The sequence below is a fragment of the Halomonas sp. GXIMD04776 genome (genome assembly GCF_049808615.1).
GTDB lineage: Bacteria > Pseudomonadota > Gammaproteobacteria > Pseudomonadales > Halomonadaceae > Modicisalibacter.
In genome coordinates this window covers 19777-45037 of record NZ_JBNCAN010000024.1, presented here as the reverse complement: position 1 = coordinate 45037, position 25261 = coordinate 19777, and the positions used below count along the sequence as shown (strand labels likewise).

Below are 25261 nucleotides of genomic sequence, written 5' to 3'. Positions count from 1 at the left end.
AAGGCCGGTGAGACGCCCTATTCACAGGGTCGAAAAATCTCAGCGCAGCGCGTCGACCTTCTCGATCATCTCCTTACCGCCCTCCACTTCGTTGCCGAACTTCTCGTAGATCGCGGCGGACCCATCGACAAAGGCTTGCGTATCCACCTTATTGATCTTCATGCCCGCCTCCTCGAACTTGGCGAGCAGGCTGTCGTCGAGTTCGGCGCCCTGCTCCAGTGCATAGGTCTCAACCTCCTCTGCGGTCTCGACCAGCACCTTACGAACATCCTCGGGCAGGCGATTCCAACTGGCGCCGGCCAGCACGTAAGCCGGGGTATAGACATGGTTGGAGAGTGAGAGGTAATCCTGAACTTCCTGGAAGCGCTGTGAGTAGATCTGAACCAAGGGGTTTTCCTGACCGTCCATGGCGCCGGTCTGCAGGGCGACGAACGCCTCGGAAAGCGCCATGGGAGCAGGATTGGCACCATAGCTCTTGAACATCTCCACGCGCCATACCCCGTTGGGCGTTCTCAGCTTGATGCCTTCGAGATCGGAAGGCACGTTGATCGGCCTGACGTTGTTGGTGATCTGGCGGAAGCCGTTCTCCCAGATACCGATGATCTTGTAGTTCTTGCCCTCCGCGGCTTCGTAGAGCGTGTCGCGCAGGAAGTCTTCGCGCACCCGACGCATATGGTCTCGATCCTCAATGAGATAGGGCATCTCGAAGAGCGAGAATTCCGGCGCCACGCTGCTCATGATGGAAGAGGGTAGCGCCAGGTCCAGGGTTCCCAGCTTGAGCTTGTTGAGCATCTGGGAGTCGGTTCCCAACTGACTGGAACCGTAGGCCGCCACATTGGCCTGCCCCTCCAGGCGTTCGTTGGCTAGCCGCACGAATTCATTGGCTGATTTTTCGAACAAGGAACCCGGCCCACCCACGTGGCCGAACTTGATCTCGATTTCGTTGGCGTTCGCCGCCTGGACACCAAAGACCATGACGGTCGCCGCTAGCGCTGTTTTTAGAAACTTCATGGTTTACTCCACTGATGATGTTGTTTTTATATTCGTACCGGTTGATTGAGATTTTACTTTTCCAACCGACTTGCACTGAGAATGAATTCAAAATTCAAAATTCGAAATTAAACTTTCGTCGAAACCTCTTGACTAGAACGAAACATTCACTGGCCCGTTGTCGCCTTCCAACTCCACCGTCAACGAATCCACCCTTTTCCCGCGACGTGCTGAAAGCACCCCGGGATATGACTATGATCGGCACGAGTCAGCAAAAACTTGACGCCATAAACCAGATCAGCCATGAAAATCACTTAGAACTGTTACTGTTGTTTACTTGAGAATTGCATAAAGCGATCGTCTTCAAGGCCACGAAATCAATCATCTGTACCCAATGAATTTTTGCATTCATAATGCTTTACACAATTAAGCGAACCTCGCCACGCTGTTTCCGACAGGGCGAAATATCTTTCGCGAGCATCAAGGAAGTGAGTATGAGCAAGATTCAATATCAGACCCTTTATCGCGAAGTCGCCGACCGTATTCGTGATCTGATCGAGCACGGCGATCTCGCTTCCGGTCAACGCATTCCCGAACGAGAGCTGTGCGAACAATTCGGTGTATCACGCACACCACTTCGTGAAGCGCTCAAGGTACTCGCTTCGGAAGGCCTGATAGAACTGTTGCCCAACCGCGGCGCGCGGGTCCGCCAGGTGACGCTCAAGATGATCAAGGACACCTTCGATCTGATGGCAGCGTTGGAAGGCTTGTCCGGCGAGCTGGCTTGCCAGCACATCAGCGACGAGGACATCGACAAGATCTGTGCCCTGCATGAGAAAATGCTTCAGCACTATCGAGATAGGGAGCTTGCCGAGTACTTCTTGATCAACCAACAAATTCACGAAAGCATCCTGATTGCCTCCGACAACGAGGTGCTGCAAGAGATGTACAGCAACCTCAGTCAACGCGTGAAGCGCGTGCGCTACTCCAAGAAGATGTCCGACAGCTTTTGGCAGCAGGCAGTAGCGGATCACGAGAAGATGATTGTTGCCCTGAAACAGCGGGATGGGCGGCAATTGGGACAGGTGCTACGCGATCACCTTTGCCACAAGCTCGAGGTCGCCTCGGTGGATGGCGCCATCGAGGACCGGGAAACGGCCTGAGCAAGAGCTATTACGCTCGAGAGGCGATCCTCGAACGCCTGGAGGATCTCGAGGATATCTATCTGGCCGAGCAAGCCCTTGAACAGGTTCGTCGCGGCGAGATGACAACCCATAATCTGGATGAGGTGGAGCGTAACCTTGGCTTGGCGGATTGATCTCACCGACGATGCCGTCAAGCAATTCTGCCGACACAAGCCACTGTAAGCCTGCCATCTTCCCATGGCCGATCCGCATTTCAGACTTTCCGCCAATCGTAGGCGCAAACGTTTGCGTACTACCCTATGCCTATAGTCGAGAAAGGGAATTCAAGTGAATGGCAGCCAATAACGCCCCACTGATGCAACTGCAGGGCATCGACAAGGCGTTCGCCGGTGTGAAGGTGCTGGCGGACGTCAATCTGGCGCTGTATCCGGGCCGGGTTCAGGCCCTGGCCGGCGAGAACGGCGCGGGCAAATCGACGCTGATGAAGATCCTCAGCGGTGTCTATCGCGCCGATGCCGGCAGCATCACACTGCGTGGCGAGAAAGTGCGCTTCACCACGCCGCGCCAGGCGATGGACGCGGGCATCGCCATCATCCATCAGGAACTGAACCTGATTCCGACGCTCTGTGCCGGCGAGAACATCTTCCTGGGGCGCGAACCGCGCACGCGGCTCGGAACCGTCGACTGGCCCCGATTGTATCGGGAGTCGAGCACGCTGCTCGAACGCCTGCAACAGCGGCTCGATCCACGCACCCCGGTCTCGCGCCTGAGCATCGGCCAACAGCAGATGGTCGAGATTGCCCGCGCCCTGTCCCTGGATGCCGAGATCATCGTCATGGACGAGCCCACCGACTCGCTCACCGATGTCGAGACCGATATTCTGGCCAAGGTGGTGGACACCCTGCGCGACGCCGGCAAGTCCCTGGTGCTGATCACCCACCGCCTGGGGGAGATCTTCCGCATGTGCGACGACGTCGCGGTGCTGCGCGACGGTCGGCTGGTGCATCAAGGGCCGACCGGCGAGTCGAACGAGGAGCACCTGATTCGCCAGATGGTCGGTCGCGAACTGGCCGATCGCTACCCCTATGAGCCGCCGACGCCGGGCGACACCCTGATCGAGGCGAGCGCGCTTGTCGCGCCGGGTGTCGAGGGCGTGTCCTTTCATGCCCGGGCCGGCGAGGTGCTGGGCTTCGGCGGCCTGATGGGGGCCGGGCGCACGGAAATGGCTCAGGCCATCTGCGGCGACGTCGCCATGCGCTCCGGTCAGTTGCGCCTGCGCGGTCGCAAGGTGCGTTTCGCTTCCCCACAGCAGGCATTGAGAGCCGGATTGGTGTATGTGCCGGAGGATCGCAAGCAGGCCGGTCTGCTGCTTGATCATTCGGTGGCCGAGAACATGTCGCTGACCGCCCTGCCCACCTTTTGCGGCCCCCTGGGCATCATCCGTCACGGCCAGGAGCGCACGGCGGTACGCGAGTATGTCGATGCCTTCCGCATCAAGCTGAGCGATCCCGGCCAGTCCACCGAGACGCTCTCCGGGGGCAACCAGCAGAAGGTCTCCCTGGCCAAGGCATTGATGTGCCAGCCGGACATCGTGATCCTCGACGAACCCACCCGGGGTGTCGATGTGGGTGCCAAGCGCGAGATCTACCTGCTGATCAACCGACTCAAGCGCGAGGGCAAGTGCGTGTTGCTGATTTCCTCGGAGATGACCGAACTGCTCGGCCTGTCCGATCGCATCATGGTGCTTGCCAATGGCCGTATCACCGGCGAGTTCACTCGCGCCGATGCCACCCAGGAGAAGATCATGACCGCCGCCGCCCATGTCGACACGCCTGTCGACGATCCCAAGGAGACGCAAGCCCGATGAGTGCCCTCGCGACCCACAATGTCACCCGCTTGCTGATCGACAACAAGGCGTTCCTGGCGTTGGCCTTGCTGGTGGCGGTCAGCGCCGGCATGAGCGATAACTTCCTGACGCTGGACAACATGCTCAACGTGCTGCGTCAGACCAGTATCAACGCCATCATCGCCATGGGCGTGACCTTCGTCATTCTCACCGCGGGGATCGATCTGTCGGTGGGCGCCGTGCTGGCCTTGACCGGCGCCTTCGCCGCCGCGATGACCGCCTCCGGTCTCGCCCCCTGGCTGAGCGTACCCGGCACCGTGGCCGCCGGCGCCGCCCTGGGCGCAATCTCCGGACTGTTCGTCGCCTATGGCCGCGTGCAGGCCTTCATCGTCACCCTGGTCGCCATGACCATCCTGCGTGGCGCCGCCCTGGTGTTCACCGACGGCCGGCCGATCGCCATCGGGGCCAGCGAGGCCGCGGACACCTTCTGGCAGCTCGGTGGCGGCTACTGGCTCGGCGTGCCGATTCCCATCTATCTGATGTTCTTCGTCTTCGTGCTGTGCTGGGGTGTTCTTCATCACACCCGCTTCGGCCGCCACGTCTATGCGGTGGGCGGCGGCGAGAAGGTCGCACGGTTGTCGGGCATCAACGTCAACCGCATCAAGATCAGCGTCTACGCTATTTCCGGCGCCTGCGCGGCGCTGGCCGGGGTGGTGTTGACCGCTCGTCTTGGCTCGGCCCAACCCACCGCCGGCACCGGCTACGAACTGGACGCCATCGCCGCGGTGGTCATCGGTGGCACCAGCCTGATGGGCGGTCGCGGGCGCATCTTCGGCACCCTGATCGGCGCGCTGGTCATCGGGGTGCTCAACAATGCGCTGAACATCATGGGCGTGTCGTCCTACTACCAGATGATCGCCAAGGGGGCGGTCATTCTGCTGGCCGTACTGATCGACAGCCGTACCAAAGCATCATCGTGAGAAAGACGATGCACAACAAGACCCAAGGAGCTTCATCATGAAGAAACTACTGCTCGCCTCCGCCGTCGCCGCCGGACTCGGCATCGGCACGACCGGTACCGCGATGGCCGACAAGATCGCCCTGGTCATCTCGACGCTGAATAACCCCTTCTTCGTGACGCTGCAGGAAGGCGCCCAGAAAAAGGCCGAGGAGCTCGGTCACGAGCTGATCGTGCTGGACTCCGGCAACGACGCCGCCCGAGAACTCTCCAACATCGAGGACGCCCTGTCCCGGGATGTCGACCTGTTGATGATGAACCCCACCGATTCCGATGCGGCGGCCTCCGGGGTGCGTACCGCCAACGCGCGCAACGTGCCGGTCATTACCCTGGACCGCAGCGCCAGCAGCGGCGACGTCGCCTCGCATATCGCCTCGGACAACGTCGCCGGCGGCAAGCTGGCGGGTGAATACGTCGTCGAACAACTCGGCGGCGAGGGTAAGGTGGTGCAACTCGAGGGCGTGCCCGGGGCCTCGGCGACTCGAGATCGCGGCGAAGGCTTCACCACCGCGATCGACAACGCCGAAGGCGTCGAACTGGTGGCGTCACAACCCGCCAACTTCAATCGCACCGAAGGCCTGAACGTGATGGAGAATCTACTGCAGGCCCATCCCGAGATCGATGCCGTCTTCGCCCAGAACGACGAGATGGCCCTGGGCGCTCAGCGCGCCCTGACCGCCAGCGGCAAGGAGGACATACTGCTGGTGGGCTTTGATGGCACCGATGCCGGCATCCAGGCGGTCGAGGACGGCAAGATGGCGGCCACGGTGGCGCAGCAGCCGGCACGCATCGGCGAGCTGGGCGTGAGCACCGCCGACAAGCTGCTCAAGGGCGAGAGCGTGGAGGACAATATTCCCGTACCGCTCAAGCTGATCACGGCAGAGTAAATACGCACGGTCATGATTCGTCTCAAGGACGTCGCCCGTCAGGCCGGCGTCTCGATCACCACCGTGTCGCATGTGGTCAACGATACGCGGCGCGTTGCCCCCGAAACCCTTGAGCGGGTGCAACGCGCCATCTCGGAGCTTGGCTATCGTCCCGACAGCGTGGCCCGCACGCTGAAGTCCAACCGCAGCCATACCATCGGCATGATCGTGACCACCGCCCACAATCCGTTCTTCTCGGCGGTCATCCGTGGCGTCGAGGATCACTGCTTCGCCAACGGCTACAGCCTGGTGCTGTGCAACGCCGACGACGTCGAGGAAAAGCAACTGACGTATCTCCAGACACTGCTCGACCGGCGTATCGATGGCCTGATCGTGATGACCTCCCGCAACGCTCCGGCCTTTGTCGAGGCGCTGAAACAGCAACGCTTACCCACTATCCTGATGGATGCCGCCCCCTCCGCGGACCAGGATATCGCAGTGGTCAACGACGATTCACGCCTGGGTGCCAAGCTGGCCATCGATCATCTGCTGGCTCAGGGGTTCGAGGATATCGCCTTGTTGACCGGCCCCGAGGATCACCCACGCTCCCGGGAGCGCCTGGCCGGCGCCCTCGAGGCACTGCAAGCCGCCGGGATCGGCATGCCAGTGGAACGCATCGTCACCACCAACCTGCTGGCGGATGGCGGTTTCAGGGCTATGCAGCGGTTACTCGAACATCGTCCCTACCCTCAGGCGATCTTCGCCTTCAACGACCTGGTCGCCATCGGTGCCATGCGGGCCGCGCATGAATGCGCCCTACGCGTGCCCGAGGATCTTTCGGTGGTCGGCTACGACGACATCGAGCTTGCCCGCTACCTGAGCCCGGCCCTGACCACCATCCACCAGCCCATCTACGAACTCGGCGCCACGGCGACTGCCCAGCTCATCGAACGTCTGGAACACGACCGCCCTTTAGACCCCAGCCTGTCGCTGGCGCCCCGGCTGGTGATTCGCGAATCGGTCACATCACGACTTTGTTGAGGCAGCGATATCAACGAGGAGATATCGATAGAACGCTCCCCGAAGGCGATGATATCGGCCGACCCATCAGTCCGATGATTCATTGTGGGATCGCTTGAAGATTCCCAGCGGTGGAAGGGCCTTGCATCAAGCCCTGAAAACGGGTTGTCCCTTCACCGCTCTGGAGCGTCTGGCCGGGGTCACCGGATTCACGCAGCACGATCTAAGGCGCATTCTTGGCATGCCGAGGAGCACCCTGCAACGCCGTGAACAAGCGGATCGATTCACACAAGCGGAAAGCGATCGCCTCTACCGCTTCGCCGAGATCTACGAGGCCGCACTGTCGCTCTGGCAAGGCGATCGCCAAGCCACTCATCGATGGCTAACCACACAGATCAAGGCCCTGGGATTTCAACGCCCTGTCGATTTGCTGCAAACCATGGCCGGCACCCAGCAGGTGCTTGATGTGATCGGACGCCTGCGTCATGGCGTAGTGACCTGATGGCGCTGGCACTCCCCAGCACCATCGCTGTGTGCGACACCCTCTACCTGATCAATCCAGCGCACGAGTTGTTCGAGTCGATGGTATTGGCGCGGAGACGTTGGCGATCACCATCGATCCACGCCTCACAGGCCGTTGATGCCGTCATGCACGATATCCGGCTTTCCAAACCCGCCCTTAACTCAGAGGGTGTTTACATTCATACACTGAGCCTCGCACCGGCTCAGGCACCCAACAAATGCGTAACTCCGCAAAGGCTCTTGATGCAATCTGGTGACGCTCACGGAGTAGCAATTCGGCTTTCATGTTGGCATTTGCGCCAACGATCTAGTTTGTTGTCAATTATACCAACATTCAATCTGCAATTATTTAAGGTTATGCAGGTGGCGGCCGATACTCTGATTCAAGAACAAATTCATCTGGGATAGAAAGCCTTGGAGCGCGGTATGCGTCATTCCTTTTTATCAACGCCCGACGCACATTGTCAGCCGGTGGAAAACGCCCACGCGGGCAATAAAGCCGCCCCGATGCAGAATGCGACTGTTGGCAAGAAACCTTCTGGTCGCAGGAGCGTACACAGCCTGGCGACGCTCTTGCTTCAGCCATTTATTGTCAATACACGCAATCCAGGACTGCTGCACGCTCAACTCAAGGCATTTTCAAAACAAGTGCCGCTGCTGTATTTCATTGTCAGCGTCAATGCGCTCATCCTGGCCTTTATCTACTACGGTAAGGCACCCGCTAGTCTCACGGTAATGGTGCCGGCATTCCTGGTGGGGCTGTGTCTACTGCGGGTTATCCATTGGCTCAGGTCAAAGCATCGCCCAGTAAGCGATAAAGCCGCGATTAGACGACTCTATGGCGTGGTCGTTCTCGGCAGTCTGTTGGGGGTGCTGTACCTAACCTGGGCGATTGCCCTTTATGGTTATGGCGATACCTACAGCAAGAGTCATGCGGTATTCATTGCCGCGATCACCATCATCGGCAGCATCATCTGCCTGATGCATCTCAGGGCCGCCGCCCTGTCCTTGATGGTGCTGATCGCCATCCCTTTCTCGCTATTTCTGATGCTGACTCAGGGAGCGGCCTTCGCGGCTATCGGGGCTAGCCTGCTTCTGGTATCCGCGCCCATGGTCTACATCCTGGTCGTCGTGTCGACGGATTTCGAGAGAATGATCAACAGCCAAATCGAAACCACGCGCCTCGACGACGAGAACTACCGTCTCGCCAATATCGACAGCCTCACCGACCTGCCTAATCGTCGATTTTTCTTTCAGCAACTCGACCAACTCTTGCAGAGCGCCAAGCGCGAGCACAAGGCCTTCGCGGTAGGGATCATCGACCTGGACGGCTTCAAGGCGGTCAACGATCTCTACGGGCATGCGGTCGGCGATCACGTACTCACCCAGGCCGGCAAGCGACTCGATGCGCTTTCCAGCGAAACAATCGTGATCGCCAGATTGGGGGGCGACGAATTCGGGGTGCTGATGACCGATGGTCATGAATCGGCCGATATCATCGCCTTCGGTGAGCGTATCTGCCGGATGTTACAGGCACCCTTTCGCATGCCTGGGGTTGTGGCCAATATTTCCGGTTCCGTGGGCTTCGCCCTGTACCCTGACGCCGGCACGACCTACGAGATGCTGTACGAACGGGCTGACTACGCACTCAACTATGCCAAAGAGACCCGGCGCGGAAAGCCGACGATCTTCTCGAAATCCCACGAGACCGAGATTCGTACCAGGAGCGCGATCGAGCAGGCGCTGCGTAGCGCAGAGCTCGACGCGGCAATGACGTTGAATTTTCAGCCACTGTTCGACGTGCACAAGCAAACGACGGTCGGCTTCGAGGCCCTCGCGCGCTGGCATCACGAGGAGCTGGGCAGCATCGCGCCCGACGTCTTCATCGCCATCGCGGAGCGCTCCGAGTTGATCAACCAGCTCACTCAGGTACTGCTTCGCAAGGCTCTCGCCGCCGCCACGACATGGCCCGAGGACGTCTACGTTTCCTTCAATCTGTCCGTGCGCGACATCCTATCGGAGGAGTGCATTTCACGGATCATCGAGATCGTTGCCGCGAGTGAGGTCGCCCCCGGTCGCATCAGCTTCGAGGTGACCGAGTCCGCCTTGATGGGGGATTTCGATCAAGCGCACGAGGCGATCGATCGGCTGCGGGCGCTGGGCGCAAAGGTGTCTCTCGACGATTTCGGCACCGGCTATTCGAGCCTCGGCTACGTGCATCGTCTGCCCCTCGATACCATCAAGATCGATCGCAGTTTCGTCACCGACATCGAGACACGCAATACGAGCAAGAACATCGTACGCACGATCCTCGATCTGTGCCGCAATCTGGAAATCGGCTGTGTGGTCGAAGGCATTGAAACCGAGAAGCAGGTCGATATTCTTCATGCTCTTGGCTGTCGGACAATGCAGGGGTATTTCTTCAGCAAGCCGCTAGCGCAGAACGATGTCCTGACGTTTCTGGCACGACAGGACGCAAGCGGCAAACTCAAGCAGGAAACCAGGCGTCATTTCGCCTCGCAGAGGCCCTGAAGTGAGCACCAAAGGCGACACAAAGTGAATACTGACCTCGATCAGGGTCAATCCGTCGGTTTTCGTGGCTGCTGATGTCGAATGGCAATCCCGATTGGCGACGGATTACTTGCTTTGCATCCTCAGGATTAGCTACTTTCTTTCTGCAGAGACATAATGCCTCCTGCAAATAGTCCCTTATTCGTCTTTCGGGAATGACGGATAGGGCGGTAACGACTGAATAGACTTCAAAGAAATGACCTCAAACACCCTCTCTTTCCAATCGCGATTACCGCGCGGCCACGCTGATTATTGCGACCCAAGCATTGAAGCGCTGTTCAAGCGTCATGGCCTGAGCGACTTTGAAACCCTCTGGAATGCCAGCGCCCGGGACGTGGATGTGCCCAATCATGAGCGCGGCGGTGTCTCGACGGTGTCGCTGTTGGAGCTCGAGGGGGAAGACGGCAATACGAGGCGTTTCTTCCTCAAACGCCAGACCAATCACTTGGCGCGCAGCCTGCAACGCCCGCTGGGTGAGCCGACATTTTCTCGCGAATGGCGTGCCATCCGCCATTACCATGCTCTTGGCATTCCCACCGTGAAGGCCGTCTGGTATGGCGAGCGCAAGAATACAATATCCCACCAATCAAGCCCCGCATCAGGATGGCGTGCCATCCTGGTAACGGCAGCACTTGAAAATCGCACGGACCTCGACCATTGGCATACAAGGTGGGAAACGCTGGATGACAATCTGCGCAGTCAGATCATCATGGCGAGCGCACAGCTCACTCGCCGGATTCATGCCAATGGCATGATGCACGGCTGTCTGTTTCCCAAGCATCTGTTTCTGAACGATCCTTCCAATGCGCCGTCGAACCCCATGAACGCCGTTATCATCGACCTGGAGAAGACACGGCGTTTCATATTGGAGCGCCATGAGCGCCTGCGCGATCTTTCAGTGCTATGGCGCCGCCTGACGCAGTGGCGAGAATCGGATTGGCGAGCGTTCCTGGCCGCCTACTGTGACTGCTCGCCAAGCGACGCTCAGGTGGATCGCTGGCTCGAGCGTCTGGATAAGCGTGCCAGTCGCCGTTGAATAGGCGTCTGGCCATTACGACAAGGCACATGGTTTGCCATGATCACCACCGGTCTTTACTGGTTCACTCAAGATTTGCGTCTTCACGATAACGCGGCGCTTCAGGAAGCCGCGCGGCGCTGCGATCGACTGCTGTGCGTTTACTGCATCGATCCGGCCTGGTTCGAGGCCGGCGAGTTCGGCTGCGTGCGCCTGGGTCGTCATCGCTGGCGCTTCTTGAAAGAGACCTTGCGCGACCTGGAACAAACCCTTGCCGCACATGGCCAGCGGCTAATCCTGCGTTTTCAATCCCCTCGACAAGCGCTAGACGAACTGATTGCCCACGACGATGTGAACATGGTGGTTCGTAGCCAAAGTGCTGACTGGTATCTGAACGATGACTGGGCGGTTTTGCAACGTCGTTGGCCTGATGTCGAATTCGCGGAGCGGGTCACGCACACGCTCTTCGCTCAAGACGACCTGCCCTTCGCGCTGGCGGAACTCCCCGGCACCTTCACGCAGTTTCGCAAGCGCGTCGAGCCCTTGGCCATCAAGGCCCCATTGGCGACGCCGAAAGCCCTGCCTCCGCCGATCGATATGTCGGGGCTTTCACAGCCAGACTTGCCCGGCGCGATAGACGATCCCGACTCACTTTTCCAAGGCGGTGAACGTGCCGCTCGTACGCATCTCGGGGCTTACTTCAGCGGGCCTGCGGCCTCACGTTATAAAGAGACACGCAATGCGCTGGAGGGTTGGAAAAACTCGTCCAAGTTCTCTGCCTGGCTGGCCAATGGGTCGCTATCCGTTCGCGAGGTAATCGCACATTTAAGGCGCTTCGAGCAGGAGGTCGAGTCCAATGAGTCTACGTACTGGATCTACTTCGAACTGCTGTGGCGAGAGTTCTATCAGTGGTATGCCCATGCTCACGGTGTCCGGTTGTTTGCCTTGCGTGGGCTTAAAGCCGAGCCCCCTGCCCCGGATCACGATCGTGAGCGTTTCGCCTCCTGGTGCCGAGGCGAGACGGATTTACCGATCGTCGATGCCTGCATGCACGAACTCAACGCGACGGGCTACATGACCAATCGCGGTCGCCAGCTGGTGGCCAGTGCCTTGATCAATGAATTGAACCAGGACTGGCGCTGGGGAGCGGCCTACTTCGAGAAGCAACTGGTGGACTACGATGTGGCCTCGAACTGGGGCAACTGGCAGTACCTGGGCGGCGTCGGTGCCGATCCACGCGGTCTGCGCCGCTTCGACCTGGCCAAACAGACCGCCCAGTACGATCCCGAGGGCACATTCATCGCTAGATGGCTGGCTGGGTGAGCACGATATGCATCGAAAGCCCCATTTGCCTACCAAGACCTGCCCGGTCTGCGAGCGCCCTTTCGCTTGGCGCAAGAAATGGGCGCGCAACTGGGACTCGGTGGTGTACTGTTCCGAGCGCTGCCGGCGGCGGGGTAAATAGGCAGCCCCCGCTCACGATTAACCAGCCTCCGGCTCGTGGATAATGATTTCCACCCGCCGATTGGCGGCCCGCCCTCTTTCCGTGTTGTTGTCCTTCAAGGGTTGCGTATCGGCATAGCCCACCGCACGCAGCCGCGAGGACTCGATGCCCGCCCGGTTGAGGTAGCGCAGGATGGCCGTGGCGCGCCCGCTGGAAAGCTCCCAGTTGGAGGGAAAGCGTTCCGTCCTGATGGGCACGCTATCGGTGTGGCCTTCCACGGAAATGGTGCCCTGGTAGCGCTTGAGTGTCGCGACCAGTTCCTGCGTCACCGCCTCACCGGCATCCGTCAGCGCCGCATCCCCGGAGTCGAACAATAGATGATCCTGAATGCGTAAATTGATGCCGCCCTTGACCCGGGACACCTCGACGCCCTCGATCGCCGGGAGTTCCTGCTCGGATTGGCGCACCTGCCACTGCCCCGCGATCTGAATCGCCGCCGCCTGGGCTTCCGCGCTCACCTTCAGCGTGCGTGCCACCTTCAGCGAGGCCGCAATCGTCTGGGTTTGAATGAGTCGTGACCACGCAACCGATCGAGCCGCCGCGATGGCTTGATCCGTTATCAGTTGCGATCTGGCTACCCGGCGTGCCGCAGCGATAGCCGCGTCACTTGGAACTGGCGTGCGGGTGGGAGCAATCGCGACGAGGGTGGCGGCTTGAAGGGCCTCCGGTAGCAAACTTGGCGCATCGGTGACGCGGCGTGCCGCGTTCATGGCCTCGGATGATATAGAAGATTGGGTGACCGCAGGCTTGCCAGGGGTCGCAGCGGTACCATTCAGACTCAGGACCAGCACGAACAGCGCGACCAGCAGGGTCATGATGTCTATGTAGCTGATCATCCAGCTATCGCCCCCGCGATCCTCCGCATTCAGAGTCAGCAGCCGATCATGGCTCATATGCTCGCGATTCATCTCAAGCATTGAGCGGCACACTCTTGTTATCAGCCTCGTTACCCGCCAAGGGCTCGGCGGGATCTCGAATCTCGTCCTGATAGTTGGCGATGAAGGAGTTCAGTGTCTCCTCGACGAAGGACGGCAAGCGACGCTTGGCGATCAACGAGACCCCCTCAAGCACCATATTCATGGCGATCAGGCGCTGCTCCGTGCGACGTTCGAGTTTGACGGCAATCGGCTTGCAGATCAGATTCGAGATCAGAATACCGTAGAAAGTGGACAGCAGCGCCACGGCCATGCCCGGACCGATGACGGCAAGATCGCCGGCGTCCATGGTCTGCAGCATGTTGACCAAGCCCACCAGGGTGCCAATCATGCCGAAGGCCGGCGCATAGGCGGCCATGGTGCGAAAGATCTGTGCCTCGGCGAGTTCCCGAGCCTTCAGACGGGCAATGCGCCAGCGCAACAGATCCATGATCTCCGCTTCCTTGGTATTGTCGATCACCAGTTGCACACCGGTGCGCAGAAACGGATTGCGCGTCTGGCCAAGCGCACGCTCCACCGCACGAATATCGCCCTGGAACCACAGCCGGGCCATGGCCACCAGTTCGCGAACGTCTTCCTCGACGTAGCTGTTCTCGCGCTGGAAAACCACCCCGATTATCCGCACCACGCGAATCACTTCACGTAATGGATAGCTGATGAAGGTGGCCGCCAGGGTGCCGGCGATGACGATCATCAACCCCGGCAAATTGATAAAGCTCATCGCCGTATCGGCGCTGAGCAAGAGGACACAGGCCAGCAGCAAAAGACTGGCAACGATACCGATCAGCGTGGAAGCATTCATGCGGAGCCTGGGCCCTTCGATGGGCAATCGCTTGAGGAATGCGACCATCATAGCGATGCAGCCAAGAGGCAAAGCGATGAAAAGGCGCTACATTTTGTGCGTTCTTTGTGACTAGATACGCGGTTATGAAAAGAGGTGTGACGCACTTGTTTCTTGCACTACACATACGTCACACTAGGTGTTATACAAACAGGATAGGAACATCTTGTTGAGGATTTTCAAGAACGCATGGTTTGCGCGATTTGCGCGTAAGCAGGGAATATCTGATGCAGCCTTGTTTGAAGCCGCTCATAGGGTCGAGAAAGGATTGATCGATGCTCATCTTGGAAGCGGTGTGATCAAGCAACGAGTAGCACGATCAGGACAAGGCAAGTCTGGCGGATATAGGGTGATTCTTCTTTATCGCCAAGCGGAGCGAGTATTCTTCGTTTATGGCTTTGCAAAGAGCGATAAAAGCAATCTTGCCATTGATGAAGAAAATATTTTAAACATGCAGCGAAACATGTGCTCGATATCTCTGAAGCGCATCTGGCAAAGATGATCGAGAAAAAGCAATTCATGGAGGTGTTTGGTGATGACTAAAAAATACCGTACCGAAGCATTTGCAGCCATCCATGAAACCATGGAGGCTTTGCACGAAGCTGGAGCTGTCGACAAACAGACAATGCGTGAATTCGATAGCGCCTGCCTGACTCCTGTCACTCCTTTAGCGCCTGCAGAAATTCGTGCGATCCGCGAACGCGAAAATCTGTCGCAACCTGTTTTTGCCCGATACCTCAATGTCAGCAAAAACTTGGTTTCTGACTGGGAACGTGGTGTGAAGAAACCCGGGGGGCCCGCACTCCGTCTACTTGTCGTTATACAAAAGAATGGCGTGCAGGCAATAGCTTAATCTATTTTTCTGCCGAGAATTGAGCCCGTCTAGCCTCGAACGACATCAACTCGCCTTGTTCAAAGACCTAGCACAATCCTCTTCAATAAACCCCCAACAGCATCCTCGCGCCATAGCCCCACAACAACACCGTGGCGCCCAGCAGCACCTCGAGGACCAGCACGCCGATCGCCAGGGTCGAGCCAGTTACGATGAAGCCTTCTTTCCTGTCGATGCCCAGAAAATTAGGGATGCCCAGATACAACAGATAGCCGCTGTAGCAAAGACCGATGGTTCCCGCCAGCAAGCACAACCAGATCAAGGGATAGAGCGCGACAAGACCACTCAGGAACATGGGCGTGGCCACATAGCCGGCAAAGATGACGCAACGACGCTTGCTTGGTGGCGTAGCATAACGTTTGGCCATCCAATGGATCACATTCCCCATGAAGATGACCGCAGCGATGATGGCAAGATAGAACACGATGCCGGCGTAGAAGGCATCGTCCAGTTTGAGCTTGATGGCGTGGCCTTCACCAAGACTCCAGCCGACTTGCGTGGTACCGATGAACGCGCAAATCACCGGGATCGCCGCCAACCCGAGGACATGATGCGCGTAAAGATGGGTGATCGTTTCTCGTTCGCTTTGAATCTGCTTCCATTCGCGATTGGGATGGGCCATCAGACCCCATACGTGGGTCAGCATAGAACTCGTCCTCTATAGCACTGCTTGCTTACCGAAACGATGTGCCTATCAGCGCCGCCATCGCCTCTTGTCATTCAACAGTATAGAAGACATGCAGAAAAATGAATCCTCGACATTGCGCCCTCTCATTGGGCAATCACCACCTCTACTGCCTGCCCACGTTGTTGCGCCTCTGCCAATAACGCTTCCTTGAGCGCCTGCTTGGCGTCGGCATCTCCATGTACCAGACGCACCTGGCGCGGCCAATGGCGCATGCGGCGAATGAAATTGACCAGGTCCTGCCGATCCGCATGGGCCGAATACCCCGACAGACTCTCGACGCCGGCACGAACGGTATAGCGCTCCCCGTCCAGTTCCACCCAGCCACCTCTTGGGCCATATCGCTGGATGGCGCGTCCCGGCGTGCCTTCCGCCTGATAACCGACAAAAAGCACGTTATGGCGCGGCTCCTCGATCATCGCCTTGAGGTAGTTGACGATGCGCCCACCGGCCGCCATGCCGCTGGCCGCCAGCACCACCGCCGGCCGCCCGGTCTTGGCCAAATAGGCAACGGTGCGTTCATGCTCGTCGTGGGAGCTAACGGTATAAAGGCTATCGAAGTCCAATGGATGCCGATCGTGCGCGACCCGGCGACGTGCCTCCGCGTCCCAGAAAGACGCCAGCGCGCGATACACCTCGGTAAAGCGCGCCGCCAAAGGCGAATCGACGATGATCTCGAGCTCATCCCAAGCGCGTCCGCCAACAGTGCGCTTACTCTTGATGCCGTCATGGATCAACCCTTCCAGCTCGTAGAGCAGCTCCTGGGTGCGCCCGATGCTGAAGGCCGGAATCAGCACCGTGCCACCATCGGCCAGCGCCCGCTCCAGGGCGGCCTTCAGGCGCGAACGGCGATGGCGACGATCCTCGTGCAATCGGTCACCGTAGGTGCTCTCCAGCACCACCACATCCGCGCGATAGGGCGAGCGCGGCGCCGGCAACAAGGGTGAATAGGGCGCCCCCAGATCACCGGAGAACACGATGCGCTGCGCCTGCTGCGTTGTTGTTGACATCGCCTTGTCGAGTATATCCACCTCGACGTAGGCGGAACCGAGGATGTGCCCTGCTCGCTGTAACTTGATGCGCACCCGCAGATGCACATCATCGACGAGCGCGTACCATTGCCCATAGGGCAAGGGCACCAGATGATCCTCCACCCGGGTCAAAAATCGCTCGATCAGTGCCCGGACCCGGGTAAACCCCACCTTGAGGGCATCCTCGATCACCAGCGGCAACAGCTTGGCCGAGGGCTGGCTGCAGAGTATCGGGCCTTCGAATCCAGCGGCGAGCAGATACGGCAGCCGTCCAATGTGATCGATGTGCACGTGGGTCGCTACCAGGGCCAGGATACCTTCCAACGAAAACTCGATCCGGTGGCGCGCCAGATTATCCTCACCGCCCTCTTCACCCTGAAACAAGCCGCAATCGACGAGCAAGGAACGGCCGTCGCCAAAGTGAAGCTGATGGCAGCTACCGGTCACGCCCTCGACGGCGCCGTGGTGGGTAAAGTCGATGTTCACGTTTAAACGTCTCTGGGGTCGTTGACTAGAAAATGCAGCCCAGCGACTTATGGCTGCTGGCGATGCCTATGTTTCCTATCTATCGGGAAAAAAGCCCACGGCGTGGCACCTGAGGTGATTGAACGGGCTGTTAACGATATGGATCAAGCCCATTAGTGCGGAACATGGACTCAACTGGCAATTGTGATTCCTACCGCCGGTTTGCAAATGGTCACCAGCGCTCAGCCCTTCGGCATTGTCTACGAATGTGCTGGCGCTGCTGTTGCAGCCGCGACCAATGCTGCTCTTTCAGACCCGCGCCATGAAGACGCTCTTGCAGGGCTTGCGAATCAACAAGCGCCGCCAGGGCGCCAACCATCTCGGTTATCTGACGTTTGACGAAGGGGTAACTGAACCCACACTCCTCGGCAAAGGCTTGCCAGTCTCTCGGCAGTAATTGCATCGAATTGAACTGATGACCGATCGACAACGCCAGATCGGCGTTGTAACCCAGCACGATAGTGCCGACCAGATCATAGGCCGGTGCCATCCGCCATCTCCCTCTGTCATCCTGCAGGAGGGAAATATTCTTGGCATGGCCGTCGCTATTGCCCACCAAGACATTGAATATCTGCCAGCGCAAAAGATGCAGTACCGAGTTGGCGGAAGGCCGACACGCTTCCCGCACCGCCTGCACGCACTGACCAAAGCGTGGACCATTGAATGCCTGGTATTTCTGCGTCCGCGCAAGCCCCATTGCCTGACAAAGATCCTCCTGGTGTATCCGCTCGACATGCCCGGCTTCTTGGCTCCGCCTATCGTATCGCTCGATCATCAGGTAGGAATTACGCCCCGCATAACGCACCTGAGTAGCGGGACAATCCAGACCGACCATAGCCGCCAACGTGTTCAGATAAAGCTCATTGAGAACCACCTGCTCACGCCCCTCGACAGCGAATTTGAGGATATGCGAAGAAGCCGCCGCGCCCAGAGGCAGATACAACTCACCCTCTCGCAATAGCACCGGTATCTTATCCTGAGCTCCAGCGAGGGAAAGCCGTGGGCGCTCATCAGGATCCTCGGTGTCCATCATCACTGAGTAACGTTCCTGAAAAATCGCCCACTGTTCCAGCCTGTCCAGAGAAAGGCGCCGATAATCGCCGAAACGTTCCGGCGTTCGCCCTTCCGGCAGGATGACGAGAGCCCCCGCACAGTCGCCGCCTATGGCGGCCAAAAGCGAAAAATCATCATCGGGAATGCCCAGACGCTTGATCAGCGCTCCACGAGCCTGCTCTTCCGGCAACAGATTACCAAACCAGCGATGGGCCAGCGGGTTCTCGGGTGGCCAACTCGCCTGGCTCAAGGGCAGGCTATGCGAGATGGCATGGCCGTTCGCTTGCCAACGTGATTCATACTCGAAACCGATCGAGCGGCCATCACCGCCTCGCCATAACGTTCCTACCTGCTGATCGTTCCACCAGACATGCAGTGCCGCTTCACCTTTCACGTATCCTCCTCGGGTGGATAGGCGACGAGCATAATACCCAGGGCATCGAGAACCGCCATGACGCGAACGAGGGTGCAGGTGTCACGACCATTTTCCAGCTCGCTAAGAAAACGAACACTCAGTCCGCACAGCCCGGCCAAGGTGGCAAGCGTCAACCCTTGCTGCTTCCGTGTACGACGAATCAGCTGTCCAAGGCGTTTCGCATCATGAATCTCGATCGTATCCATCCTGATTCCTGAATATCGATATATTTTCCTTATAAGGAAAATTCTATTAGGAACAACGTGAACATCAGCCGCTGTTTCCCTATAGGAAAAATAATGCAGCTAGAGATGGCCAGTACAGCATATTTTCCCTGTAAGGAAAATCCTTATTTTCGACAGGAACCGTGCCCCAACACGCAAGGAGCCCCGACATCGCTGCCGGGGCTCCTTGCCAGGGCGAAAACATGTTCTTTTAATTGTACATGTTTTCGCCCTAGCCTATACTTTCTCGATGATCAGTTCTGCTGGAACCCCACATGAAAATCGTCTCTTTCACCGAAGCGCGGAATAGCCTGAAAAAAGTCCTTGATGATGTGGCGAATGACGCCGATACCACCTTCATCACTCGGCGCGATGCCCAGGACGCCGTGGTCATGTCCTTAGAACATTACAATAGTCTTATGGAAACCGTGCATCTTTTACGTTCACCAGCCAATGTCGCGCACCTGAATAAATCCATTGCCCAGTACAGGGCAGGCCAAGTGACACAGCGAGAACCAGCCGATGACTAGTCGGCTGCTCTGCTGGACCGACGAGGCTTGGAACGACTATCTCTATTGGCAAGGTCAGGACAAAAAGACGCTAAAACGCATCAACAAACTCATCAGCGATGCGAAACGAACTCCTTTCGAAGGTATCGGGAAACCGGAACCGCTCAAGGAAAACTTGTCCGGGTTCTGGTCCAGGCGCATAGACGATACCAACCGTCTTGTCTATGTGGTGGACGACAACACCATCACGGTGATTTCGTGCAGGTATCACTACTAGGCGCTGTCTGAACGTGGTATGAACCGTCCCATTGTATGGGATCAGTTCAGACTTCACATCCCCCGGGTATTCCTCGTCTACTCTCTCTGCCCCCTCTCAAGAAGCCGGCCGACAATCCCGCAATGCCTCGACCATGTTCACCAAGGCCCCCTCTCCCTGCTCCCCGTTAGTGACCTCGAACCACCACTGCGCATGCACAGCGCGCACCTGTACCGGAATATGCCCCAGCTCCAACACCTGCGCCATGGCGAGTCGATGTAGCCCGCGATTGACTTTCACGACATGACCCTGCCGGTCGATCGCCACCCCCAAACGATCCTTGCCCAACGTCCTATCGAAACCGTGACGCTGCATGTCCTTCATATAACCGACATAGACGTTCAGGTACGCCAGTGCCTTGTCCGGGGTGTTGAGCAGAATGCCCTTGTGGTGCGAACGAAATGGCTTTCCTTGCTCGATACGTTGCATGAGCCGATAGTAGGACGCACTCTCGATCAGATCATCCTGGTGTCGCCAGATATCCTCGATGAATCGGTAGCGATGCCCCGTTCGAAAATCAAAACACTTATAATCCCAATCACCGCCCCAAATGAACTGGTTCAAGGCCGTGCGGCGCTCGGACTTGACCGGAAACGAGCGCCGAATGGATATCTGCTGAATCAAGGCGTTCGGATCGACCTGCAACTCAAGCTTGTTGCCCAGATATGTCTCGACGCTTCGATAGGGCAAACCCATGGCCTCCACCTGCCGGGCAAACCGCTTCTGCTTGAGCCAGCGCTCGAGCAGACGATCCTCCAGCGGCCGGAGTACACGTATCTCGAAAGCCGAGCGCAGGGTATAGGCCCAGCGTGAGCGCAGCATCGCCCAGCGCAGTTCAGGATCATAAAGCGCCGGATGAACGGGTTCCCCGCTGGGTGACCTGGGCATTTTTTCTATCGAGGACATCAGAGGCGGTCTTACTGAATAAGATTATTAATCAAGCTAATCATTAGGATAATTTAACACACAACGCTGCAACCTGGGGTGTCAGGGTAATTTCCCGACAGCAATGTCGGAGCTCCTTGCATATGAATAAAACATAGCAGCGTCTTTTTCCTCGAGTCACCGGCGTTATGGAAGACATTGATATCTTCAGTATTCGAGGCAATGATAGAAGCGTGGTAACGAAACGCCTGGAGTTTCCCTTGCGCCTTACTGATGATCAAATACGCACGATCAAGCAAACGACCTCAGAGATCTTCGGCCCTGGGGTACAAGTGCGCTTATTCGGCTCCCGGCTGGATAACAGCGCAAAAGGAGGCGATATCGACTTGCTGGTAGAAAGCGAGCACTTGATTGACGAGAAATTAGCCAAAGCGCTCACCTTAACAGCCCGGCTTCAGTTACGGCTGGGGGATCAACCGTTTGATGTACTGGTCGTCGACCCTGGCGTTAGACTCAATGCGGTACACCAGCAGGCATTACGCACAGGTCAGTCATTATGAATGAGAAAACGTCGACGCTTCGGGATTTACTGCCAATTGACCGTTTACTCTGGACGCTGGCGATCGTGCAGCGCGAAGGCAAGCACTTGCATTATAGCTGGCAGACATTGTTCGAACGCCAACCACCGATAGACGCAAACTGGGTCGAGAAACTGGAGGATCATCCAGATGATGCCGTCAAGCTCGAGGCATTTGTTTCTCGCTATGGCTGCATGCAGGACACGATGGCCGACAAGCTGGTACCGCGCTGGTTGGAGAGTTTGGCCGAGAGGACTGGAAGCCAGATTGAGAACCTTAATCGAGCCGAGCGGCTTGGGGTCATCGATAGCGCCAAGGGCTATACCCTCATGCTGATTGGCACCTACAATAATTTGCGCAACTACACATATGAACGCCTCGATATCGAGCAGTCACAATTACCGCCTTCTCTTTAATCTTTTCCTTACATTTGCCACTTGCCTGTAAAAGCGAACAACTTGAATGCCTTCGCCCACACCCTCAAATCAGCCTCCCTTGGCGGCCATTGCCATTCGTCAGGTGGAAAAAAGCACCGGGGCAAGTCGTAATGCTTTCGAGCAGGCCACGGCACTTAAAGAGCTCGGTTATCGTGTGGTGGTACTCGCTGAACGCGGCACACCCGACCTGACGGCACAGTCGGGCGCAGGGTTCGTTCGCTTGTGCCGCTGGCCGTTAAAGGGTCCCTTTAGGCGTTTCTGGTTCAATCGGCGCGTGCAGGCCTGGTGCAGGCGTCATCGACCGGCGCTACTGGTAAGCCATGGCGATGCGGAAAGCCGGGATGTCATCTACATGCACAATTGCGTGCATCTGGCCAGCCAACGCATCAATGGGCGCGAACTACTCAAGAATCACGAGGTGGCCGCCATCCACGACCACGTTCTGTCGCAGACACACGTCAAGCGCGTGGCCGTCAATTCTCGAATGATGGCCGAGGACCTCAAGATCCGCTACGGCCTGGCCGCCGACCAGCTTGAAATCAGTTATCCGGGATATGACCCGGAGCAATTCAACCCCGCGAATGCCCGCCATGATCGTCAGTCCGTTCGGCATTCTCTGGGTGTCAGACACAACGAATTCCTGATTGGTCTTATCACCTCGGGCAATTTCCAGAAGCGCAACGTCGCGGGATTCGTGGAAATCGCCAGTCGCCTGAATCAACAGCTACCCGATCGCTGCCGCTTCCTTGTCGTGGGCAAGGACGATGCAGGCCCCTACCAACGACAGGCGGAAAAACGTGGCCTGGGCGATCGTTTCATATGGCGCTCCACGGTACCGGATATCGAGCGCCTTTATGGCGCCCTAGATGTCTTTGCTCTCCCCGCGCACATCGAAGAGTTCGGTCGTGTAGCGCTGGAGGCCATGGCGTGCGGCACGCCGGTACTGTTATCTGCTTGGGTGGGGGCCGCTGAATTGATCGAGAAAGACTTCCCCGATCTGGTACTGGATGACAATACCGACACCTGGGCCTCGCGAATCGCCGCGTTGCTTGTAAACAATGAGCAAGAAGAACTAGGATCACGCCTGGCTGAACTCGCGACGCACTATTCGCATCAGGAGCAGTACAAGAAGCTCAAGGCCTCGTTCCAGTCACTGAATACCGGCGGTCAAAACGGGAATTAGCCCTATGCTCCAACTGCAAGACGATCAACTGATTGGACGAGGCACCGAGCGTTACTGCTACCGGCATCCTCAAGACCCGACCCGCTGTGTAAAGGTCGCGCACAACTTCAAGAACAACAAACAGCAGAATCAGAAAGACTACGAATACTTCAGCGTACTGGCGCGACGCGGCATCGACTGGTCGCATCTACCGCGCTGTTACGGCTGGGTAGAGACTGATCAAGGCGAAGGATTGGTGTTCGATCTTCTTCAGGATGGCCAAGGGATACCACTCCCCCGCCTGGACATTCTACTCGATAACGGCCAGCTCGACGGGGAGATGATCGCCGGCCCGCTAGCACAACTGCGCGATTATCTGTACGCCAACCAAATATTCACAAGCGACCTACGCGCCAGCAACATCGTATGCAGTCTTGAGAAAACGCCACCCCATTTGTTCCTGATCGATGGCATCGGCGATCGTGACTTCATCAAACTCGCCTCGGCGATCAAACCGCTGGCATACGCCAAGATCAATCGGCAGTGGACGCGATTCATGAAGCGCATGGAAAAACAGCAAGGGATTTAAGCAAAAAAGCGCGTCACAGCCGCTACGACACGCTCCAAGACATCGTCATCCATCCCGTGCCATAACGGCAAGCGAATGAGCCGGTCGCTCTCACGGGTGGTGTACTCATCTGCACCGATGAAAACTCCCCAGCGCCTTCCCCCCCGAGAAGTGTGCAAGGGCACATAATGAAATACCGCGCCCACACCCTGTTCTTTCAAGAACGCCAACAAGCCGGATCGCTCCTCGACATCCTTGACCTTGATGTAAAACATATGCGCATTGTGCCGACATGTCACAGGGATCTCGGGTAGCTGTAAAATGCCGCGTTCGGCAAGCGGCGAAAGCGCCTTGCTGTAATACTCCCAGGAGCGACGACGGTTGGCGTCTATCTCATCGACGGCCTGTAATTGCCCCCACAGATAAGCGGCTTGCAACTCACTGGGAAGATAGCTGCTACCGACATCAACCCAGGAATATTTATCGACCATACCGCGAAAGAATTGGCTGCGATTGGTGCCCTTCTCTCTAAGAACCTCGGCTCTCTCCACGAAACGTTCGTCATTGACGATCAGCAACCCACCCTCGCCGCCGCTGGTATAGTTCTTGGTTTCATGAAAGCTATAGGTGCCCAGATGGCCAATGCTGCCAAGGGGTCGCTCTTTATACGTTGACAGCATGGCCTGCGCCGCGTCCTCGATAACGAAAAGGCCATGATGTGCGGCGAGCGACATGATGCTATCCATCTCACAGGCCACCCCCGCATAGTGCACCACGACAATGGCCTTGGTACTGGGTGTGATAGCGGCTTCGATGCACGCTTCGTCAATGTTCATCGTGTCGGGGCGGATATCGACGAAAACGATCCTCGCTCCCCGAAGCACGAAGGCGTTAGCCGTACTGACGAAGGTATAGCTTGGCATGATCACTTCGTCGCCAGGTTTGATATCGATCAGTAATGCCGCCATCTCCAAGGCGTGGGTACAGGAAGGGGCCAGGAGCGCTTTATGGCAGCCGAGGTGGTCACGAAACCACTGCTGGCAGCGTAGCGCGTAGTCGCCATCTCCGGATATCTTGCCACTGCGCATGGCATCCAGCACAAAAGCATCTTCCCTGCCCGTGTAGGCAGGCTTGTTGAACGGGATCATTCGTTTCGCTCTTCCAGAAATTGCCTTTCGAGGGTAAGGATATCCTTTTTCCTATCCTTCAAACGCCGAGCCGGGCTACCGAAATAGATTCCCCAAGGACGGGTACTCTTGTTCACCAAGGTCATGGCGCCAATAGAGCAGCCTTCCTTGACCTCCACACCGGGAAAGATGATCGATCCGGCGCCGACGATCACGTGCTTTTCCAGCACCACGCGGCTGAAGAACTCATTCTTGTATTTCTTATCGACCAGGGAGCTGACCATGGTCTCGCCGCTGTAGTCATCCGACTGGGAAAACACTTTCGTGCCATAAGCAAGACCGCAGAAATCCGCCATGAAAACCCCTGGCTGGCCCCCGGCCACCAGGCATTGCGCGGAGATATGACAGAATCTTCCAATGCTGACCCTACCGGATATCACGCAAAAATCATCAATCCTAGAATGATCGCCTATTTCAATAGCCTCAGCATCGTAGATACTCGCCTTGTCGCTTATCTTGACGTCCTTGCCGAGTTTCTTGAAACCCAGCGACTCAAGCGCTTCTCGGGTAAGATATGCCAT

Annotated in this window: 29 protein-coding genes and 1 pseudogene; 19 read left to right on the top strand and 11 right to left on the bottom strand. The window is 57.6% G+C overall.

The window, feature by feature from the left end:
* Positions 1-39: 39 nt before the first annotated feature.
* Positions 40-1011: a TRAP transporter substrate-binding protein gene (locus tag ACPF7Z_RS15615; protein WP_425194181.1), complete on the bottom strand. Its 972-nt coding sequence runs from the start codon at positions 1009-1011 to the stop codon at positions 40-42.
* A gap of 473 nt (positions 1012-1484) precedes the next feature.
* Between ACPF7Z_RS15615 and ACPF7Z_RS15610 the strand changes: the two genes are divergently transcribed.
* The 11 genes from ACPF7Z_RS15610 (at position 1485) to ACPF7Z_RS15560 (ending at position 12458) form a co-directional block, all read left to right on the top strand.
* A complete protein-coding gene (locus ACPF7Z_RS15610; RefSeq protein WP_425194180.1) occupies positions 1485-2153 on the top strand; it encodes a GntR family transcriptional regulator in 669 nt (222 codons plus the stop codon).
* Positions 2093-2308 carry a type II toxin-antitoxin system RelB family antitoxin gene (gene relB / locus ACPF7Z_RS15605; RefSeq protein ID WP_425194179.1) on the top strand — a complete coding sequence of 72 codons (216 nt, stop codon included), beginning with the start codon at positions 2093-2095 and terminating at the stop codon, positions 2306-2308. Before ACPF7Z_RS15610 ends, relB begins: the two co-directional genes overlap by 61 nt.
* A 158-nt stretch (positions 2309-2466) precedes the next feature.
* Positions 2467-4002: a sugar ABC transporter ATP-binding protein gene (locus tag ACPF7Z_RS15600; RefSeq protein WP_425194178.1), complete on the top strand. Its 1536-nt coding sequence runs from the start codon at positions 2467-2469 to the stop codon at positions 4000-4002.
* Complete coding sequence (gene rbsC, locus ACPF7Z_RS15595; protein WP_425194177.1) at positions 3999-4961, top strand: ribose ABC transporter permease; 963 nt, start codon at positions 3999-4001, stop codon at positions 4959-4961. Before ACPF7Z_RS15600 ends, rbsC begins: the two co-directional genes overlap by 4 nt.
* Before the next feature lie 37 nt (positions 4962-4998).
* Positions 4999-5886, top strand: coding sequence for a ribose ABC transporter substrate-binding protein RbsB (rbsB, locus tag ACPF7Z_RS15590; protein WP_425194176.1), 888 nt, complete (start codon positions 4999-5001; stop codon positions 5884-5886).
* Positions 5887-5898: 12 nt separating this feature from the next.
* Positions 5899-6906: a LacI family DNA-binding transcriptional regulator gene (locus ACPF7Z_RS15585; protein WP_425194175.1), complete on the top strand. Its 1008-nt coding sequence runs from the start codon at positions 5899-5901 to the stop codon at positions 6904-6906.
* A 121-nt stretch (positions 6907-7027) separates the two neighbouring features.
* Positions 7028-7387 (top strand): type II RES/Xre toxin-antitoxin system antitoxin, encoded by a 360-nt coding sequence (gene parS / locus ACPF7Z_RS15580; protein ID WP_425194174.1) that lies wholly within the window; start codon positions 7028-7030, stop codon positions 7385-7387.
* 446 nt (positions 7388-7833) lie between these two features.
* Positions 7834-9939, top strand: a complete 2106-nt coding sequence (locus tag ACPF7Z_RS15575; RefSeq protein WP_425194173.1) for a putative bifunctional diguanylate cyclase/phosphodiesterase — start codon at positions 7834-7836, stop codon at positions 9937-9939.
* Between the two features lie 235 nt (positions 9940-10174).
* A complete protein-coding gene (locus ACPF7Z_RS15570) occupies positions 10175-11014 on the top strand; it encodes a lipopolysaccharide kinase InaA family protein (protein WP_425194172.1) in 840 nt (279 codons plus the stop codon).
* A 39-nt stretch (positions 11015-11053) separates the two neighbouring features.
* On the top strand, positions 11054-12316 hold the full coding sequence (locus tag ACPF7Z_RS15565) for a DASH family cryptochrome (RefSeq protein WP_425194171.1): 1263 nt from the start codon (positions 11054-11056) through the stop codon (positions 12314-12316).
* A 7-nt stretch (positions 12317-12323) separates the two neighbouring features.
* A complete protein-coding gene (locus ACPF7Z_RS15560) occupies positions 12324-12458 on the top strand; it encodes a DUF2256 domain-containing protein (protein WP_425194170.1) in 135 nt (44 codons plus the stop codon).
* 17 nt (positions 12459-12475) lie between these two features.
* Here ACPF7Z_RS15560 and ACPF7Z_RS15555 read toward each other — a convergent pair whose 3' ends face one another.
* Together ACPF7Z_RS15555 and ACPF7Z_RS15550 are read right to left on the bottom strand one after the other, a co-directional pair.
* Complete coding sequence (locus tag ACPF7Z_RS15555; RefSeq protein WP_425194169.1) at positions 12476-13414, bottom strand: OmpA/MotB family protein; 939 nt, start codon at positions 13412-13414, stop codon at positions 12476-12478.
* Positions 13407-14234 (bottom strand): motility protein A, encoded by an 828-nt coding sequence (locus tag ACPF7Z_RS15550; protein WP_425194168.1) that lies wholly within the window; start codon positions 14232-14234, stop codon positions 13407-13409. Before ACPF7Z_RS15550 ends, ACPF7Z_RS15555 begins: the two co-directional genes overlap by 8 nt.
* 205 nt (positions 14235-14439) lie before the next feature.
* Here ACPF7Z_RS15550 and ACPF7Z_RS15545 point away from each other — a divergent pair, with 205 nt between their 5' ends.
* Positions 14440-14775 carry a type II toxin-antitoxin system RelE/ParE family toxin gene (locus ACPF7Z_RS15545; protein ID WP_425194167.1) on the top strand — a complete coding sequence of 112 codons (336 nt, stop codon included), beginning with the start codon at positions 14440-14442 and terminating at the stop codon, positions 14773-14775.
* Between the two features lie 33 nt (positions 14776-14808).
* Complete coding sequence (locus ACPF7Z_RS15540) at positions 14809-15126, top strand: helix-turn-helix domain-containing protein (protein WP_425194166.1); 318 nt, start codon at positions 14809-14811, stop codon at positions 15124-15126.
* 82 nt (positions 15127-15208) lie between these two features.
* On the opposite strand, the gene ACPF7Z_RS15535 is transcribed toward ACPF7Z_RS15540, so the two are convergent.
* The 4 genes from ACPF7Z_RS15535 to ACPF7Z_RS15520 all read right to left on the bottom strand — a co-directional run bounded on the left by ACPF7Z_RS15535 (position 15209) and on the right by ACPF7Z_RS15520 (position 19080).
* A complete protein-coding gene (locus ACPF7Z_RS15535) occupies positions 15209-15811 on the bottom strand; it encodes a Yip1 family protein (protein WP_425194165.1) in 603 nt (200 codons plus the stop codon).
* 125 nt (positions 15812-15936) lie between these two features.
* The gene (locus tag ACPF7Z_RS15530) at positions 15937-17367 is read right to left on the bottom strand and encodes an MBL fold metallo-hydrolase RNA specificity domain-containing protein (RefSeq protein ID WP_425194164.1); all 1431 of its coding nucleotides are present in this window, start codon (positions 17365-17367) and stop codon (positions 15937-15939) included.
* A 211-nt stretch (positions 17368-17578) separates the two neighbouring features.
* Positions 17579-18853, bottom strand: a complete 1275-nt coding sequence (locus ACPF7Z_RS15525; protein WP_425194163.1) for a type II toxin-antitoxin system HipA family toxin — start codon at positions 18851-18853, stop codon at positions 17579-17581.
* Positions 18850-19080, bottom strand: a complete 231-nt coding sequence (locus ACPF7Z_RS15520) for a helix-turn-helix domain-containing protein (RefSeq protein WP_425194162.1) — start codon at positions 19078-19080, stop codon at positions 18850-18852. The genes ACPF7Z_RS15525 and ACPF7Z_RS15520 overlap by 4 nt, the downstream gene beginning before the upstream one ends.
* A 293-nt stretch (positions 19081-19373) precedes the next feature.
* Between ACPF7Z_RS15520 and ACPF7Z_RS15515 the strand changes: the two genes are divergently transcribed.
* On the top strand, positions 19374-19628 hold the full coding sequence (locus tag ACPF7Z_RS15515; protein WP_425194161.1) for a type II toxin-antitoxin system Phd/YefM family antitoxin: 255 nt from the start codon (positions 19374-19376) through the stop codon (positions 19626-19628).
* Positions 19621-19884 carry a Txe/YoeB family addiction module toxin gene (locus ACPF7Z_RS15510; protein WP_425194160.1) on the top strand — a complete coding sequence of 88 codons (264 nt, stop codon included), beginning with the start codon at positions 19621-19623 and terminating at the stop codon, positions 19882-19884. Before ACPF7Z_RS15515 ends, ACPF7Z_RS15510 begins: the two co-directional genes overlap by 8 nt.
* A 96-nt stretch (positions 19885-19980) precedes the next feature.
* Here ACPF7Z_RS15510 and ACPF7Z_RS15505 read toward each other — a convergent pair whose 3' ends face one another.
* The gene (locus tag ACPF7Z_RS15505) at positions 19981-20811 is read right to left on the bottom strand and encodes a hypothetical protein (RefSeq protein WP_425194159.1); all 831 of its coding nucleotides are present in this window, start codon (positions 20809-20811) and stop codon (positions 19981-19983) included.
* Positions 20812-20996: 185 nt separating this feature from the next.
* Between ACPF7Z_RS15505 and ACPF7Z_RS15500 the strand changes: the two genes are divergently transcribed.
* The 4 genes from ACPF7Z_RS15500 to ACPF7Z_RS15485 are packed head-to-tail and all read left to right on the top strand — an operon-like array spanning position 20997 to position 23574.
* Positions 20997-21368 carry a nucleotidyltransferase domain-containing protein gene (locus tag ACPF7Z_RS15500; protein ID WP_425194158.1) on the top strand — a complete coding sequence of 124 codons (372 nt, stop codon included), beginning with the start codon at positions 20997-20999 and terminating at the stop codon, positions 21366-21368.
* Positions 21365-21802, top strand: a complete 438-nt coding sequence (locus ACPF7Z_RS15495; RefSeq protein WP_425194157.1) for a hypothetical protein — start codon at positions 21365-21367, stop codon at positions 21800-21802. The genes ACPF7Z_RS15500 and ACPF7Z_RS15495 overlap by 4 nt, the downstream gene beginning before the upstream one ends.
* Positions 21803-21848: 46 nt before the next feature.
* Complete coding sequence (locus ACPF7Z_RS15490; protein WP_425194156.1) at positions 21849-23006, top strand: glycosyltransferase family 4 protein; 1158 nt, start codon at positions 21849-21851, stop codon at positions 23004-23006.
* A 4-nt stretch (positions 23007-23010) separates the two neighbouring features.
* Positions 23011-23574, top strand: coding sequence for a YrbL family protein (locus ACPF7Z_RS15485; protein WP_425194155.1), 564 nt, complete (start codon positions 23011-23013; stop codon positions 23572-23574).
* Here ACPF7Z_RS15485 and rffA read toward each other — a convergent pair.
* The 3 genes and pseudogenes from rffA to ACPF7Z_RS15470 form a co-directional block, all read right to left on the bottom strand.
* The gene (gene rffA / locus ACPF7Z_RS15480) at positions 23571-24701 is read right to left on the bottom strand and encodes a dTDP-4-amino-4,6-dideoxygalactose transaminase (protein ID WP_425194154.1); all 1131 of its coding nucleotides are present in this window, start codon (positions 24699-24701) and stop codon (positions 23571-23573) included. The genes ACPF7Z_RS15485 and rffA overlap by 4 nt on opposite strands.
* Positions 24698-25036: an acyltransferase gene (locus ACPF7Z_RS15475; RefSeq protein ID WP_425194209.1), complete on the bottom strand. Its 339-nt coding sequence runs from the start codon at positions 25034-25036 to the stop codon at positions 24698-24700. The genes rffA and ACPF7Z_RS15475 overlap by 4 nt, the downstream gene beginning before the upstream one ends.
* A gap of 30 nt (positions 25037-25066) precedes the next feature.
* Positions 25067-25261 (bottom strand): annotated as a pseudogene (locus tag ACPF7Z_RS15470) (acyltransferase); the annotation flags it as partial.